The organism is Prevotella sp. P5-126 (assembly GCF_002251185.1).
GTDB lineage: Bacteria > Bacteroidota > Bacteroidia > Bacteroidales > Bacteroidaceae > Prevotella.
This window is the reverse complement of record NZ_NPIZ01000076.1, coordinates 24,127-40,628: the sequence shown is the minus strand read 5'-3', so window position 1 is coordinate 40,628 and position 16,502 is coordinate 24,127. Positions and strand designations below refer to the sequence as shown.

Below are 16,502 nucleotides of genomic sequence, written 5' to 3'. Positions count from 1 at the left end.
TCTGTATGAAGATATTTCTAAAAACAGAGGACGAAATAAACTTGATGCGCGATGCTAACCAACTTGTTGGTAAAACGCTCGGGCATCTTGCGAAATATATTAAGCCTGGCGTAACGACCCTTCAGTTGGATCAGATGGCAGAGGAATTTATCCGTGACCATGGAGCTATTCCGACTTTTAAGGGATTTCCAAATCCATATGGAGGGCCGTTCCCTGCCAGTATTTGTACATCAGTCAATGATGTCGTAGTTCATGGAGTACCTAATGCACAGACCGTATTAAAGGAAGGTGATATAATCTCCATTGATTGTGGTACGTTATTGAATGGATTTTGCGGTGACTCTTGCTATACGTTCTGCGTTGGGGAAGTCAGTGATGAAGTTAAGAAATTACTTCGCACAACTAAAGAATCTTTGTACAAAGGCATTGAAAATGCAGTTGCAGGAAATCATTTGGGTGACATCAGCAGTGCTGTTCAAGATCATTGTGAAGTACAAAATTACGGTGTTGTCCGTGAGTTAACCGGTCATGGTATTGGTCATGAGATGCATGAAGATCCTCCTGTACCTAATTATGGTCGTAGAGGAAACGGTATTCTCTTGAAGGCCAATATGTGTATAGCGATTGAACCGATGATAACGATGGGAAAACGCGAAATTTGGCTTGATGCCGATAAGTGGACCATTCGTACTCGAGATGGTAAACCTGCTGCACACTTTGAGCATACCATAGCAATTAGAAAAGGCAAGGCTGAAATTTTATCCTCATTTGAAGAAGTTGAAACGATAGAAGGAAAACAATATTAGTATGGCAAAACAAGGCGCTATTGAGCAAGATGGTACAATTGTCGAGGCATTGTCCAACGCAATGTTCCGAGTTGAATTGGCAAATGGTGTGCCCATTATAGCACACATTTCTGGTAAGATGCGTATGCATTATATCAAAATTCTTCCCGGAGACAAGGTGAAGGTTGAGATGAGCCCCTACGATCTTACTAAAGGACGAATTGTATTTAGATACAAATAAATAAGGAGAAAATTATAATGAAGACAAGAGCATCATTGAAAAAACGTACCCCAGAGTGCAAGATTGTACGTCGTAAGGGACGTCTGTTCGTTATCAACAAGAAGAACCCTAAGTATAAAATGCGTCAGGGCTAATGTTAAATAAGCATAAAGGATACATGAAGTTTCGCAAATTCTGTGTATCTTTGCATGCTTTTTAGCAGAAATTCGAATTTTAATTATTTATTTTAAGTAACAAATGGCAATTAGAATTGTTGGAGTAGATTTGCCCCAAGAGAAGCGTGGCGAAATCGCATTGACCTATATCTATGGTATTGGTCGAAGTAGTTCAGCAAAGATTTTGGACAAGGCCGGCGTGAGCCGCGACCTGAAAGTCAGCGAATGGAGTGACGACCAGGCAGCCAAGATCCGTGAGATTATCGGTGCTGAATTCAAAGTAGAAGGTGATCTTCGTAGTGAGATCCAGTTGAATATCAAGCGACTGATGGATATTGGTTGCTATCGTGGTGTCCGTCATCGTCACGGTCTTCCTGTTCGTGGTCAGAGCACCAAGAACAATGCACGTACCCGCAAGGGTAAGAAGAAGACTGTTGCAAACAAGAAGAAGGCCACGAAGTAATTCACAATTCACAAAAATCAGTAACAGTTAAGAATTAAGAATTATGGCAAAGAAAACAGTCACTTCAAAGAAAAGAAACGTGAAAGTAAATGCCCTTGGTCAGCTTCACGTACACAGTTCTTTCAATAACATTATTGTATCATTAGCCAACGATGAGGGTCAGGTTATTTCTTGGTCTTCAGCAGGTAAAATGGGTTTCCGTGGTTCTAAAAAGAACACTCCTTATGCTGCACAGATGGCTGCTGAGGATTGTGCAAAGGTCGCTTTTGACCTTGGTCTTCGCAAGGTTAAGGCCTATGTGAAAGGTCCCGGTAACGGTCGTGAGTCAGCTATCCGTGCGGTGCATGGTGCAGGAATTGAGGTTATCGAGATTATCGATGCAACTCCACTGCCACACAACGGATGTCGTCCTCCGAAGCGTCGTCGTGTATAATTGAAAGGAACATTATTATTATTTATTAGACATCTATTAAGATTATGGCAAGATATATTGGACCGAAATCAAAAATTGCTCGTCGATTTGGTGAAGCCATCTTCGGCGCAGACAAAGTTTTGTCCCGCAGGAACTTCCCTCCGGGACAGCATGGCAACAATCGCCGTCGCAAACAGTCGGAGTATGCTGTCATGTTGGCAGAGAAGCAGAAAGCCAAGTACACCTATGGTGTTCTTGAGCGTCAGTTCCGTAATTTGTTCGAGAAGTCAGCTAAAGCAGCTGGTATCACCGGTGAGGTTCTTCTCCAGCACTTGGAGAGCCGCCTTGACAATGTGGTGTTCCGCTTGGGTATTGCTCCCACTCGTGCCGCTGCCCGTCAGTTGGTTAGTCACAAGCACATTATCGTTGATGGCAATGTTGTGAACATTCCTTCTTATGCTGTTAAGCCTGGTCAGATTGTTGGTGTTCGTGAGAAGTCTAAGTCTCTCGAGGTTATCGACGCTGCCCTTGCAGGTTTCAACCACAGCAAATATCCTTGGATTGAATGGGATGAGCAGACCAAGAGTGGTAAGTATCTCCACGTTCCTGAACGTGCCGACATTCCTGAGAACATTAAGGAGCAGTTAATCGTTGAGTTGTACTCTAAATAAATCATTAAATTAATGGCGATATTAGCATTTCAAAAACCTGATAAAGTCGTAATGTTGGAGGCCAATGACAAGTTCGGCAAGTTCGAATTTCGTCCTCTTGAGCCAGGTTTTGGTGTAACCATTGGTAACGCCTTGCGCCGCATTCTTCTTTCATCGCTCGAGGGTTATGCAATCAACACCATTCGTATTGCTGGTGTTGAGCATGAATTCTCTTCAGTACCTGGTGTAAAGGAAGATGTAACCAACATTATCTTGAATCTGAAGCAAGTAAGATTCAAGCAAGTAGTGGAAGAATTCGAGAACGAAAAAGTCTCTATCACCGTTGAGAATTCTACCGAGTTCAAAGCTGGAGATATAGGTAAGTATCTGACTGGATTTGAAGTGTTAAATCCCGATTTGGTGATTTGTCATTTAGATTCCAAAGCTTCGATGCAGATTGATCTAACAATTAATAAAGGTCGTGGTTACGTTCCCGCAGACGAGAACCGTGAGTATTGTACCGATGTTAATGTAATAGCAATCGATTCAATCTACACCCCAATCCGTAACGTTAAGTATTTTGTTGAACCTTATCGTGTTGAACAAAAGACAGACTACGACAAGCTTGTGCTTGAAGTAACAACGGATGGTTCCATTCACCCGAAAGATGCTTTGAAAGAAGCCGCCAAGATATTGATTTATCACTTCATGCTTTTCTCTGACGAGAAGATTACATTGGAGAATAATGATGTTGAAGGCAACCAGGAGTTTGACGAGGAAGTATTGCACATGCGTCAGTTGCTCAAGACTAAGTTGGTAGATATGAACCTTTCGGTTCGTGCGCTTAACTGTTTGAAAGCAGCCGATGTCGAGACCCTTGGTGATCTTGTACAGTACAACAAGACCGACTTGCTTAAATTCCGTAACTTCGGTAAGAAATCGCTCACTGAGCTTGATGATTTGCTCGAGAGTCTGAATCTGTCGTTTGGAACCGATATTACAAAGTATAAACTGGACCAGGCATAATAAGGCCATTAGTCCTCTAAGAAAAAACGAAAAATGAGACACAATAAGAAATTCAATCATTTGAGCCGTACTGCAGATCATCGCGCAGCTATGCTTGCCAACATGGCTATTTCGCTGATCATGCACAAAAGAATCACTACGACTCTTGCCAAGGCAAAGGCCCTCAAGAAGTATGTTGAGCCCCTGATTACACGCTCAAAGGACGATTCAACCAATTCACGTCGTGTAGTATTTAGCTACCTTCAGAATAAGGAAGCTCTGAAAGAGCTCTTCGGAGTTGTTGCAGAGAAGGTTGGTGACCGTCCCGGTGGTTACACCCGTATCATCAAGCTCGGTACCCGTCAGGGTGACGCTGCTTCTGTAGCTTTCATCGAGCTTGTTGACTTTGATGAGAACATGGCCAAGACCGTTAAGTCTGAAGCTAAGAAGACTCGCCGTTCACGCAAGTCAACTGCTGCTAAGACTGAGGCTCCCGCTGAGGCACCTGTTGCAGAAGCTCCCGTAGCTGAAGCACCTGCTGCAGAAGAGGCAAAAGCAGAGTAATCATCGATTAATCTCAAATAGTAGAATCCCGCTTACATAAAGTGAGCGGGATTTTTTTAGATATTATTTTTGCTTTTATTGCCATTAAGCCAATCAGGTTACAGTGCTTTTATGTATGGTTTATGATCTCTTATATTAAGTTTAATACACTATGTTTAGCGGATTGAAGTCGCTGTCTTTAATTATTGTCGCAGACACCTTGTTATATCGGAGAAGTTGCCTTTTGGTATTGGCATATTTTTGATTCAATGAATAGTGTGTAGATTTTCAGTTGTGAAATGGACATCTTACTATATTGGAGTAGTTGCCTTTTGGTATTGGCATATATAGGATCAATGATGTTGCGATGGACTTTGAGCTATGGAACTGTGACTTTGAACCTAATGTAAGTGCTTTATATATCTCTTGAAGGTACCGTTCAACGATGGTATATGTGGCATCAAGTAAAGAAGAAGTTGTTCTACTGTATATGTAAAACAGTCCTTTTGCAAAGGTGTCATAACGCATATAATTGCGACGACAGCCTTTTATGATAAGCGGCATATTTTTTTCAAATGGTTTTATAGCTGCTAAAAAATAAGTTTATAGATAGTATAGGATAACAAGAAACGGAATCGGTATTTGAATGAACATGTTTGAGGTAGAAATCTTATGGTCCTTTCTGTCTTTAGTTGCTGCATTGAAGGCATTAGTTCTATATTAATAGAACCAGTCTTAGTTACAATAAGAAGATAACGCAATTCAAAGAATAGCAATGATCGTCATAAGTATGTGTAGATACCGTAGATAATAATAATGATTGTATGATAGAGAATGTAGAAGTGATGGTGATTTTGTTCATCATGGTGATATTAGGCTATGTGCTTTATAAGTTGGGTTACATGGGTGATAAATTCGAACAGAAGTTATCTGCTATTGTAATCGATGTGACGTGCCCTGCGCTTATCTTATCGTCCGTTATGGGTTCAGAAATTCCCGATCGTAGTCTTATTCTTCCTTTGTTGGTTACAGGGTTTCTTACCTATATATTGTTATTGGTCTATGGTTTCTTAGTTCCGCGTTTTATCACGCAAGATCGTGATGCGCGTGGGATGATAGGTTTTGCATTGATGTTTGCCAATGTCGGCTTTATTGGATACCCCATAGTTGCTTCGATATTCGGTGTTAAAGCCGTATTTTACGCAGCCTTATTGAACATGCCCAACACCTTTTTTATCTTTACCGCCGGTGTAATGCTTGTAAAAGGCGAATACAGTATCAAGAGTATCAATCCCAAGTTGCTTTTTTCACCTGCAATGATAGCAGCATTTGTAGCCGCCTTAATGGTTGCATTCGGTATTCATACCCCTGCTATGATAGCTCGTCCCATGACGATGGTAGGTAATATTACAGTTCCAGCCTCATTGATGATCATCGGTTCTTCTATGGCGCGTCTCTCGTTAAGAGAGATAGTAGGCAGCCCGAAGGTATATGTAGCCTCCGTTTTGCGTTTGTCAGTTGTGCCTTTATCCGTTTATTTTCTGTTCAAGATATGTGGTGTAAGCGATGTCATCAACAATATCAATACCGTTGTTATTGCTATGCCCGTAGCATCTTTCGGCACAATGTTCTGCATGAAATACGGTCGCAATCCATCTTTGATGACCGAGATGACCTTCATTACCACAGTAGCCTCCATTCTGAGCATTCCATTAGTAACGCTCTTATTCAAATAAGTGTTATTGATTTAATGTCAGTCGTTATGTGTTTTGAGTCATGCTGACGCGTCATTCATCCGATATATACCTATTCCATTCATCTGATGTATTCCCATCGTAAATGTGATAGCTGTACGAAGTGTGGTAGTCTTTCAATAATCTTGTTGAAAGATGCTTTTTTTGAACTATTAAGCCCATAGAAAACAATTGTTGGGTACGTGCACAGCGTAAATAAGTGTGCAAAATTAACATAATGTAAACATTGACTTTAAAATATTTCGTATTTTTCTTTGAAGTTTCGGGAAAGATACCTATATTTGCATTGTCTTAATGACACATTGCAACAAAGTTACTAAAATATAAAATCCTTAAAACTATGAATGTAGAGAAAATCATGCAAGACCTGGAACATAAGCACCCAGGTGAAGCCGAGTACTTACAGGCAGTCCGTGAAGTGTTACTCTCTATTGAGGAAGTCTATAACCAGCATCCTGAGTTTGAGCGCGCCAAGTTAATTGAGCGTCTTGTTGAGCCCGAACGTATTATCACTTTCCGTGTTCCTTGGACTGATGATAAGGGTGAGGTGCATGTAAATATCGGCTATCGAGTACAGTACAATAGCGCCATTGGCCCATACAAAGGCGGTTTGCGCTTCCATCCCTCTGTAAACCTCAGTATTTTGAAGTTCTTGGGATTTGAGCAGACATTTAAGAATGCACTGACCACATTGCCTATGGGCGGTGGTAAGGGAGGTTCTGACTTCTCTATCCGTGGTCGCAGTGACAACGAAGTGATGCGTTTCTGCCAAGCATTCATGACCGAACTGTATCGTCATATTGGTCCAGATGAGGACGTTCCCGCTGGTGATATCGGTGTAGGCGCTCGTGAAATTGGTTTCCTGTATGGTCAGTATAAGAAGTTGACCCATCAATTCCAGGGTGTTCTTACCGGTAAGGGCATCGAGTGGGGCGGTTCAAAGATTCGTCCAGAAGCAACAGGCTTTGGTGCATTATACTTCGTCAATCAGATGATGCAGACCCATGGTCTCGACATCAAGGGCAAGACCGTTGCTATTTCAGGCTTCGGCAACGTAGCATGGGGTGCCGCCAAGAAGGCTACTGAACTTGGTGCCAAGGTAATCACAATCAGTGGACCTGACGGCTATATCTACGATCCAGCCGGTTTGGATGCAGAGAAGATTGCTTATATGCTTGAGCTTCGTGCTTCAGGTAACGATATTTGCTCACCTTATGCCGAAGAGTTTGCAGGTTCTGAATTCTACGCAGACAAGAAGCCTTGGGAGCGCGAGGCTGACATTTATCTGCCTTGTGCTACTCAGAACGAACTCAATGGAGCCGATGCCGACCAGATTTTGGCCCACAAGCCACTCTGCGTAGCTGAGGTATCTAACATGGGTTGCACAGCAGAAGCAGCAGAAAAGTTCATTGCTGCCCATCAGCTCTTTGCTCCTGGTAAGGCTGTCAATGCAGGTGGTGTTGCCACTTCTGGTCTTGAAATGACCCAGAACTCTATGCGTTTGGGTTGGAGCGAGGCAGAAGTTGATGAGAAACTCCACTACATCATGTCTAATATCCATGAGCAGTGCGTGAAGTATGGCAAGCAGGCTGATGGCTATATCGACTATGTGAAGGGTGCAAACGTAGCAGGTTTCATGAAGGTAGCCAATGCTATGATGGCTCAGGGTATTGTTTAAAAAACTCTCTTTACTAAGCACTCCGATTACAAGTAGTCGGAACATATCCTTGGGAGGGAAGTCGCAAGACTTTCCTCCTTTCTGTTTTTTCTTGCGTCAAAGCAGCTTTGCAAATCAGCTTTATTGCTTTGCTGAGTGATATTATGACGCGTCCTTCCATGATATGCACAGCAGTTCATTGTGCAAATGCGACATGCGAGCGTGATGTACGGCTGTTGCTTTGGTGTCTGATGTTGTTGATGAAGGGATATAAATCAGCCTCTGCTCAGAACTTACGCTCTGTGGCAGAGGCCGACTATATGGGTATTATGTGTTAGCGATTGCTTATTTTGCAGTGATGGTAACAACCTGTCCGGGTTGCGTCATGATGTCGTATTCATAGACCGAAGGAATGTTTGCATCTACACCCTCGTCTATGCGTTTAGCCACAATGGGCTTTGCAATGACCGCAGGGGCATAGAGCATGTTTGGACATTGTCCCTTTGCTTTGCGTAGCTTCTTGCCTTTCAACGGCACAGCCGAACGCAGACGGAGCGTTCCGCCGATAGTAGAATGGATGGTAGCCTGTGTCAACTGATGGTTGTTCCATGTCATATCCACTTCAAATCCGCCTCGTGCACAAAGTCCGTTGATGCTTCCTTTCGTCCAATCATCGGGTAGGGCAGGCAAGAGATGCACCGCACCATCATGGCTCTGAATAAGCATTTCTGCCACACCAGCCGTTACACCGAAGTTTCCGTCAATTTGGAACGGCGGATGTGCATCGAAGAGGTTAGGGTAGGTGCGACCTTCTGGATACTGTGCCGCCAGTTTATCAGAAGGCAAAAGGTGCAACATGTTTCGTATAATACGAAATGCATGATTGCCATCGAGCATACGTGCCCAGAAGTTAACTTTCCATCCCAGGCTCCATCCTGTAGCCATATCGCCACGCTGATGCAGTGTGTTAGCAGCCGCACGGAACAGTTCTGGATGAGAGAAAGGCGATATCTGGTTTGAGGGATAAAGTCCGTAGAGGTGCGAGATATGTCTGTGCTCGTTGTGAGGGTCGTCAGCATCGATGAGCCATTCCTGTAGTTGTGCATATCGTCCGACGTGCATTGGAGGTAGCAAGTCCCTCATTTTCTTCATTTCCTGACGTAGCGGCTCGTCTATTGCGAGCACTTCAGAGGCCTGAATTGCATTCGACAGTGCATCGAAAGCAATCTGATTGTCCATGGTGCAACCAGCCGTTACCGCCGTATGCTTGCCTGTTGGTCCCTGTTCCGGGCTTACCGACGGCACAGCAACACGCCATGTTGTTCCCGGCATGGGTTGCAGATAGTCGAGATAGAACTCCGCTGCGCCCTTAATCACCGGATACCATTGCTTCAAAAAGTCTTTGTTGCCCGTGTAGAGATAGTGTTGCCAGAGATGTGTGGTGAGCCATGCCCCACCGTTGGGAAACATTCCCCATTGTGCTCCGTCTATTGGTCCTGCTATGCGCCAAATATCCGTATTGTGGTGAGCCATCCATCCTCGACATCCATACATCTGTTTTGCCGTTGTCGTGCCCGTGACGCTGAGGTCTTTGATCAGTGAGAACAGTGGTCCCACGGTGCTGCGTAGATTGGTCACCTCCGCCGGCCAGTAGTTCATTTCCGTATTGATATTGATGGTATATTTCGAGTCCCACGGTGCATGGGTATTATCGTTCCATACGCCCTGAAGGTTAGCAGCCTGTCCTCCCTCCTGCGATGATGCGATCAGGAGGTATCTGCCATAGTGGAACATGAGAGCCACCATTGCCATATCCTTGCTTTCTGCAAAGTGAAGCAGTCGTTGATCTGTGGGCAGCAAAGCGTTGCTGTCAGCATCGAGTGTGAGCTCCACGTTGCCAAACTGCCTTTTCCATTCCTTTTCGTGTTGTTCCAAGAGTTGGTTATAGGTGAGTGCTTCTGCAGCATTGAGCCATTCGTTATTGCGCTTTGCAGCGTTTCCCGATACATCGTGATAGTTGACGAAATTGGTAGCCGCGCTCAACAGCATGGTTACCTCCGATGCTTTTTCCACGTGTAAAGCATTCGCAGTGTTGCAACTGTCGTTCAAACATTTCTCCACGACCTTTCCATCGGTTCGAATCTCAGCCACACATTCAGCGGTGAGCGCTGCGTCAATGCCTTCCTGCTTGCATCCTTTCACGCTCATTGTAATCTGTTTGCCGTCAGCCTTTGTTGTATAGTCAAACGGTGCATCGAGTGTGGCTGTCATGTTGATAGCTCCTTTCCGATCCGCCGTCAGTCTTACCACGAGCACCTTGCTTGTCATTGAGGCAAACACGGTGCGTGTATAGTTCACGCCGTCAATCTTGAAATGTGTTTCCGCCACCGCACGGTCCAGTTGCAGATTGCGCAGATAGTCGGTAGCCTTACCGTTTCCGTCCATTTTCATCCGCAGATGTCCCATCGGCAGAAATCTCATACCGTGTGGTCCAACGATGAAGTCTTGGTTGATGAGCTTTGCAGCCTCCTCCTCTTTGCCGTTGAAAATGAGGTTGCGCACCTCCGCCAAGCGCCCCAGCGACCTTGTGCTGTTGTTTTGGTGAGGTCCGCCGCTCCAGAACGTCTCTTCGTTGAGTTGTATGGTCTCGTCGGTTGTACCTCCATAGACCATAGCGCCCAAGTGTGAATTGCCCACTGGCAATGCTTCAAGCCATTGCGTAGCCGGCCGATCGTACCATAGTTGCATAAGTTCACGGCGGTCGTCGCGTGCTGAAACAGCCACCGCCACGACCGCCATGATAATCAGTGATAATGTTTTCTTCATATTTTTTTAATTTGTAGTATTTCGCATTGTTTCCACCTCATCGCCTTCTGCGAGTGGTGATGGTGAGCGTCTTTCCGCCCTCTTTCACCTCTTGGTTGCCTATTGCTGCGCCCACTCGGATAGTCGCTGTACCGTTTTTCAGTTTTCTATCCGCCAGTATCGTCGCCGTATAGCGTATTCCGGCATTGGGCGAAATGCGCTCCACGTGGAGGTTTGGCGATATGTGGATGTGCTTATTGTTGCTCTCGTCGATGACGAATGGTTGCACGTCATATACCGTTTCGTTGCTACAGTTCATGATTTCAAACTGTATGGTGCACTCATCTCCGGCACATACCACCTCATCCATTCCCGCATAGCTGATGCGTATTTTTCGTATGTCGAGTGTCGGCTCCGCTTTCGGTTGGTAGCTGTCCGTCTGCGGCATCTCCTTTGGTCCCTGTCCATCGAAGTCGATTACATCGTTGTTGCCTGTTGTATCCACGCTGTATGCGCTGTCGTCGTTAGGTTGCATGGGCTCACACCGTGGGTCGTAAACATCGGCATCGGCCTGTTGCTGCCGTCTGTTCTCCATTTCCTCCTTGTCGTCAGCCGCCTGTCCGACGGCAGCACCGATAGCAGCTCCGCCCGCCATGCCTATCACGGTTCCGATGTCGCTGCCTCTCGGTCCTCCGATAATGCCACCGATGGCAGAACCGAGGATCGTTCCAAACTGTGCTCCCACATAGGTTCCTACCGCAGCGTTATTAGAGCAACTGCTCATCATGATAGTTGCTACTATGATTGCGAAAACTGTCTTTTTCATACTGTTACGTGTTATGATCTATTGTTTTTCGCAGGCAAAGTTAACAAATTTCTGTCAGATGGCAAGAAAAAATCCCCATCATTGCATAGGGGAATCCCTAATTCTGTAGCAATGATGGGGTCAGCTGTTACCCTGATGTATTATTTCATGAGGTGCTTAGCAGCGAGCACCAAGAACATATAGTCAGACGATCCGCCTCCCAACACATATTCTGTTTGCTGCCAGAGGTATGGAAATTCCAGCAGTTCGGGGAAGTCTGGGCGTATGATGGCTGTGCCCGAAACCACGCCACCCGGCACGTACGACCAGTCAGCGCGTGTAGTTCCGTAGGCCACGGTAGCCGACTTTGCACCCACACCCGATGCAAACGATGCCGTGTTGGAGCCCGGATGACATCCCAATATAAAGTCGAGTGCACTGTAAACCGGCTGTGGTTCGAACAGTTCGGGATAGTATTTTGTGAGATAGTAGTATTTCACACCGAAACTCTGAATACCCCATCCAGCTCCCCAGATGCTTGGTTCGTAGGGCACACCGTATGGAGTTTTCGCCGCTTCGTTCTTCATTTGTTCCACACAGGCAGGTAGTGCTTTGCGGAATGTTGCAGCAAAGCGACGTTCCTGCTTGTCGCCTTGTTGTTCCCACTGTCGTGCGAGTCGTGCCAGAATCGGTGCGTTTCTACCGATGTTCTTGATCACTGCCGCCTGATTTCGCAGGATGTAGTTGCGATAAACAGCATCACCAGTGGTCAGATAGAGTTCCACGGCAGCGTGCAGTTTAGCCCCAGCCACTGGTTCTTCGCGTGCAAAGAGTGCGCGTGCCATTTCCAGACACTGTGCCGCCAAGGTATCGTTATGCAGTTTCAGCACTCGTGTGACACCCGCCAGATGTGCAGCTGTAGTCAGGTCGCGCATTGGATTGTCTTCGGTATATACCCATCTGTCGTCGTCGTTGCCTTTGATACCATCGGTCATGGCGGCAGCATCGCCCAGCATGGCATATTGCCTGAGGTCGTGACTGATGATGCCACGGTAGGGGCGGCCCAGTGCGCGATATGCTGCACATACCGACAATGCGCCGTGTTCTATCTGTTGCAGGATGTCGTTCTTACCGTCAGCTTGGTGAATCTCCGTCAGATGCTGCTGTTGATCGATGGTCGTCACATCTATTTCAGGCTTAAACTGCTCGTATATCATCGCCAGATTGTAGGCTTCGCCAATCTGCGACTCGATGCGAAGGTCCAGGTCGCCAGCATCGTGCCATCCGCCCACAGCCAGTCCATCCACCTCTTCTTCCTCAGCAAAAGGAGACAGTCCCGGTTTCTGATCATAACCATCTATACCGTTTTCGTTGCGTGCCATACGTGCATCGTCCATGTGACATCTGTCGTGCCAAACGCGATATTTCTCGTTGACCCTCATGTGACACATCTGATTAGGCAGGAAATATTCTATCACCGGTTGCCATACACCACGGTCAAACACGGTGTCGTCGATTCTAAATACCGACGACTGCACATTGCGATAGCGTATCTTGTAGAGTCCCGGAGTGACAATGTCAGAGAAATCGAGACGTGCATACTGGTAGCGCAGAAAATTTCCCCACTTGTTGAGTGGCATGGTGCGTACCACTTTCTCGCCTTCCGCGCCAATGTATATGAGTTCGGCAGCGCCCTCTGCACCGTCTCGGCTGTCCATTTCCACTACCGCCACTTTCTGTTGGCGAGTGAGATATCCCACCTGTGAGGTTTGTATCACGGGTTGGTAGCGCCATCCTTTCACCACAGTAGGTGTGATAATCCATTTGATAGCCCCTTTGGTTTTGCTCGCAGGAATCTCCGATCGTAACACAAACCAACCGTTGTTATGGTTCATGCGACCGTCGTAGAGCTTCAAATCTGCTGTCATGCTCTCTATCGTCACCTTATTGTAGTTGTCGTCAGGACGCGACACAAAGCGCCTGCCGACGCAGTATGGCTCGGCAATGATGTCGTCGGCAATGATAGGATTGTAGCCCTTATCGGTGCGCGTCAGACGCTTGAAGTCAATGATCGATTTGCCTTTTTGGTGGAAATCGCCCGTGCGCAGATAGTTGGGTGTGGTTGTAGCGAGCGGAGAGTTCGGTTGCCGTGGGAAAATGCCCGATTGACTGTCCATCAGCCAAGGCTTTCCGAAGAGCGCCCCTGGATAGAATTCAAGGTTGAATCCCACTTTGCCCAACCATTCCTCTGGTATCGGACGATCTAAATCCACGGTTACTTCCACGTGGTTCCCCACAGCCTCAGTTGTTACCGTGTAGCGCAATTGCAGGTCGGGATATATCATCGGGTTGAAGCCCGTGAGGTGTCTTGACGAGTCTGGATAAGCCAGTTCAGCCACGATGGTGTTGCCTTTCGCCTCGCGTCGCAGTTGTTTCGGCACCGGTTGCCATTGTCCTGGAGTAGCTTCCATACGTATATCGCCGTTTGTTGCCACTCTGTTTCCGTTCATCAGGATAGACACTCCGCCTTGATGTCCCTCTGGATAGAAGTCGTAGAATGCCATCACATCGACTCCTTCACACTGGAAGTATCCACCTTCAGTCAGTTTAAAATCTTGTGCTTGAATACCAATGGCATATGCCAATGCGACAATCGTCGGTACGAAACTTCCGACATTAGTTTTGAATAGATGCTTAAAATTCTTCATAGTGAGTAGGTTGTTCTATTGTGCTTGAAAGTAGTAGTATTGGACATGATCTGCGCTATTGCGCACCATCTTTAGTTATTTCGTTGCAAAGATACGCTTTTTCTATCAACTCCACAAGTATTTGAGGTTAAGTTACCATTCATTTGAAACATGATAAAAAAGGTTTGAAACAATAGTGCATGTCTCATGCTTTATTTCTTCACACTGTCCTTATGTCATTCATGTATGTTGTATGGTAGAGTGGTTGACGTTGCATACTTTGCCCTGCAATGCCATCTTTCTGTCTTGTCGATATTCTCTTTTTCAGCAAATCAAATTGATTTGCAGACCAAATCAAATTGATTTGCTAACCAAAATAAATTGATTTGCTGAGCAAAGTAAATTGATTTGCTGAGTAAACTCATTGAAATTGCAGCGTAAATTGATATTTGCAGCTCACAAATGCTTGATACTTAGACAGCTTTCGGATTATGGCAAATCATCGTGAAAAGCATCCTTTTCACAGCGGCGCAATAGTACTTCGCTTGACGCACATCGTGATGTGGCGTAAAACCAAACATGCCCACCTTTGGTGAAAGGTGGGCATGAGTGTAGAGTATGCAGTGGAATTAAAATTCCAGAATCATCGTCTGACGTGGGCGGAGCTTCACATTCTTGTTGAGCGATACATGTCTGCCAGTGGTCACATCGGTGGCTTTGACCGTCTCGCCTATGATTTCAGCATAGCGCTTAACGTCGAGCTCGGCAGCTTCGCGCTTACCGTTGATCACGGTCATCACGCTCTTGCCCTTATACTGACGGGCTACGACATAGACACCCTTGTAGGTGATGAACTGAGTCTGACTGCCTTTGGTAATCACTTCGTTGCCCTTGCGCCAGTGGAGCAAGTTGCTAATCCAGCGGAACATATCGTTTTCCGCCTTTGTTCTACCTTCGGCAGTAAACGCGTTGTGCTTGTCTGAAGCCCATCCGCCAGGAAAATCCTGACGCACATAACCATCGGTAACAGTCTTCGTGCCGTTCATCATCACCTCGGTGCCATAGTAAAGTTGCGGTATGCGATTGATGGTAAGCAGCAGCGCCAATGCCTGTTTCAGTGCAACGGAATCTTTTCCCTCGCCCAAGAAACGGTCGGTATCGTGGTTTTCCACAAAAGCCATCACGCTTTTTGGATTTGGATAGAGGTAGTCGTAACACAACACATTATAGATGCGGTTCATGCCGTTCCACCATTCGTCGGTATCTTCGTTCTTCGCCTGATTGATGCGATCGAAGAAAGCAAAGTCCATCACAGTAGGCAGATAACTGTTCTTCTCAGACAACTTGCTATCTTTCTGCCATGCAGCTGTATAGGCAGGCTCGGTAACCCATGTTTCACCCACGGTGTTGAAATTAGGATATTCCTCGCCAAGCACTTTCATCCAGTGTGCCATAGCATCACGGTCAGCATAAGGATAGGTATCCATACGTATGCCATCAATGCCTACGGTCTCTATCCACCACTCGCTGTTTTGGATGAGATAACGTATCACATGGGTGTTGCGCTGGTTGAGGTCGGGCATAGAAGGCACGAACCATCCATCCACAGTCTCGTGCAGATCCACCTTGCTGGCGTATGGGTCGATCACTGGCGTCAGTTTATAACTGGTCTGGAGATACTTGTCGTTCACCTTAGCCACACCATCTATGGTGCCTATGTTCTTCTGATGCTCCGCAGTTTGATTTTCTGGAGCAAGCCATTCCGATGTGTTGAACCAGTCTTTCGATGGCATGTCAGCCACCCAAGGATGGAAATATCCGCAGTGGTTGAATATCATGTCCATCACAATCTTCAATCCTTTGCTGTGGGCTTCATCTGCCAAACGACGGTAGTCAGCGTTGGTTCCGAAGCGTGGATCTACGCGATAGTAGTCCGTAGTGGCATAGCCATGATAGCTACTGCTCTTTCCGTCGCTGGGACTGTCATTTTCCAAAACCGGTGTAAACCACAGTGCTGTGACACCCAGTTCGGTGAAATAGTCGAGGTGTTGACGGATGCCTTCCAAGTCACCACCGTGGCGCAGACTGGGTGCCTGACGGTCGATGGTCTTATCGCGCATGGTCTTGTAGGCATTGTTGTTGGGGTTCCCATTTGCAAAACGGTCGGGCATCAGCATGTACAGTACGTCGGCATTGGTGAATCCCATGCGGCGTTCGCCCGCCATTTCGCGGTTTTTCAACAGATATTTCACCTTCTTCTGCTGTTTGCCCACCTTGAAGTTGAGAGTCATCTCTCCAGCCTGTGCATCTTTCAGATTGAGATAAACCAGCAAGTAGTTGGGCGAGTCGAGTCGTATCAACGAGTCGATAGCCACACCGGGATAGTCGGTAGTGACGTTAGCCTCGCGGATATTGGGTCCATAGACCATCAGTTGCAGTGTTGCATCCTTCATGCCCACATACCAATCGGTGGGGTCTATGCGGTCTATCTTTACCGCAGCCGAAGCGGAAATCATGCTCATAAGCATCAAAAAGGATAA

The 16,502-nt window shown here is 46.3% G+C and carries 15 protein-coding genes; 11 read left to right on the top strand and 4 right to left on the bottom strand.

All coding sequences use genetic code 11. The features are described from left to right. Positions 1 to 5: 5 nt before the first annotated feature. From map to CIK90_RS14215, 11 genes are all read left to right on the top strand, one after another. Complete coding sequence (map, locus tag CIK90_RS08895) at positions 6 to 806, top strand: type I methionyl aminopeptidase (RefSeq protein WP_094446794.1); 801 nt, start codon at positions 6 to 8, stop codon at positions 804 to 806. A 1-nt stretch (position 807) separates the two neighbouring features. Continuing rightward, the gene (infA, locus tag CIK90_RS08890; protein ID WP_094391166.1) at positions 808 to 1,026 is read left to right on the top strand and encodes a translation initiation factor IF-1; all 219 of its coding nucleotides are present in this window, start codon (positions 808 to 810) and stop codon (positions 1,024 to 1,026) included. Positions 1,027 to 1,043: 17 nt separating this feature from the next. Continuing rightward, positions 1,044 to 1,160, top strand: coding sequence for a 50S ribosomal protein L36 (gene rpmJ, locus CIK90_RS08885; RefSeq protein WP_094391167.1), 117 nt, complete (start codon positions 1,044 to 1,046; stop codon positions 1,158 to 1,160). A gap of 103 nt (positions 1,161 to 1,263) precedes the next feature. Further along, positions 1,264 to 1,644: a 30S ribosomal protein S13 gene (gene rpsM, locus CIK90_RS08880; RefSeq protein WP_092067126.1), complete on the top strand. Its 381-nt coding sequence runs from the start codon at positions 1,264 to 1,266 to the stop codon at positions 1,642 to 1,644. Positions 1,645 to 1,687: 43 nt separating this feature from the next. Further along, positions 1,688 to 2,077, top strand: coding sequence for a 30S ribosomal protein S11 (gene rpsK / locus CIK90_RS08875; protein ID WP_094391169.1), 390 nt, complete (start codon positions 1,688 to 1,690; stop codon positions 2,075 to 2,077). Between the two features lie 44 nt (positions 2,078 to 2,121). Beyond that, positions 2,122 to 2,727 (top strand): 30S ribosomal protein S4, encoded by a 606-nt coding sequence (gene rpsD / locus CIK90_RS08870; protein WP_094391170.1) that lies wholly within the window; start codon positions 2,122 to 2,124, stop codon positions 2,725 to 2,727. A 12-nt stretch (positions 2,728 to 2,739) separates the two neighbouring features. Then, positions 2,740 to 3,732 (top strand): DNA-directed RNA polymerase subunit alpha, encoded by a 993-nt coding sequence (locus CIK90_RS08865; protein ID WP_094391171.1) that lies wholly within the window; start codon positions 2,740 to 2,742, stop codon positions 3,730 to 3,732. A gap of 33 nt (positions 3,733 to 3,765) precedes the next feature. Then, the gene (rplQ, locus tag CIK90_RS08860; RefSeq protein WP_094391172.1) at positions 3,766 to 4,275 is read left to right on the top strand and encodes a 50S ribosomal protein L17; all 510 of its coding nucleotides are present in this window, start codon (positions 3,766 to 3,768) and stop codon (positions 4,273 to 4,275) included. 803 nt (positions 4,276 to 5,078) lie between these two features. Continuing rightward, positions 5,079 to 5,990, top strand: a complete 912-nt coding sequence (locus CIK90_RS08855) for an AEC family transporter (RefSeq protein ID WP_094391173.1) — start codon at positions 5,079 to 5,081, stop codon at positions 5,988 to 5,990. A 358-nt stretch (positions 5,991 to 6,348) separates the two neighbouring features. Next, positions 6,349 to 7,686: an NADP-specific glutamate dehydrogenase gene (gene gdhA, locus CIK90_RS08850; RefSeq protein ID WP_094391174.1), complete on the top strand. Its 1,338-nt coding sequence runs from the start codon at positions 6,349 to 6,351 to the stop codon at positions 7,684 to 7,686. A gap of 143 nt (positions 7,687 to 7,829) precedes the next feature. After that, positions 7,830 to 8,003, top strand: a complete 174-nt coding sequence (locus CIK90_RS14215; protein WP_158214858.1) for a hypothetical protein — start codon at positions 7,830 to 7,832, stop codon at positions 8,001 to 8,003. 7 nt (positions 8,004 to 8,010) lie between these two features. On the opposite strand, the gene CIK90_RS08845 is transcribed toward CIK90_RS14215, so the two are convergent. From CIK90_RS08845 to CIK90_RS08830, 4 genes are all read right to left on the bottom strand, one after another. Further along, complete coding sequence (locus tag CIK90_RS08845) at positions 8,011 to 10,491, bottom strand: glycoside hydrolase N-terminal domain-containing protein (protein WP_094465009.1); 2,481 nt, start codon at positions 10,489 to 10,491, stop codon at positions 8,011 to 8,013. 37 nt (positions 10,492 to 10,528) lie between these two features. Continuing rightward, complete coding sequence (locus CIK90_RS08840; protein ID WP_094440484.1) at positions 10,529 to 11,296, bottom strand: hypothetical protein; 768 nt, start codon at positions 11,294 to 11,296, stop codon at positions 10,529 to 10,531. Between the two features lie 140 nt (positions 11,297 to 11,436). After that, the gene (locus CIK90_RS08835; protein ID WP_094465007.1) at positions 11,437 to 13,983 is read right to left on the bottom strand and encodes a glycoside hydrolase family 9 protein; all 2,547 of its coding nucleotides are present in this window, start codon (positions 13,981 to 13,983) and stop codon (positions 11,437 to 11,439) included. Between the two features lie 608 nt (positions 13,984 to 14,591). After that, on the bottom strand, positions 14,592 to 16,484 hold the full coding sequence (locus tag CIK90_RS08830) for a glycoside hydrolase family 13 protein (RefSeq protein WP_371596000.1): 1,893 nt from the start codon (positions 16,482 to 16,484) through the stop codon (positions 14,592 to 14,594). Positions 16,485 to 16,502 lie beyond the last annotated feature (18 nt).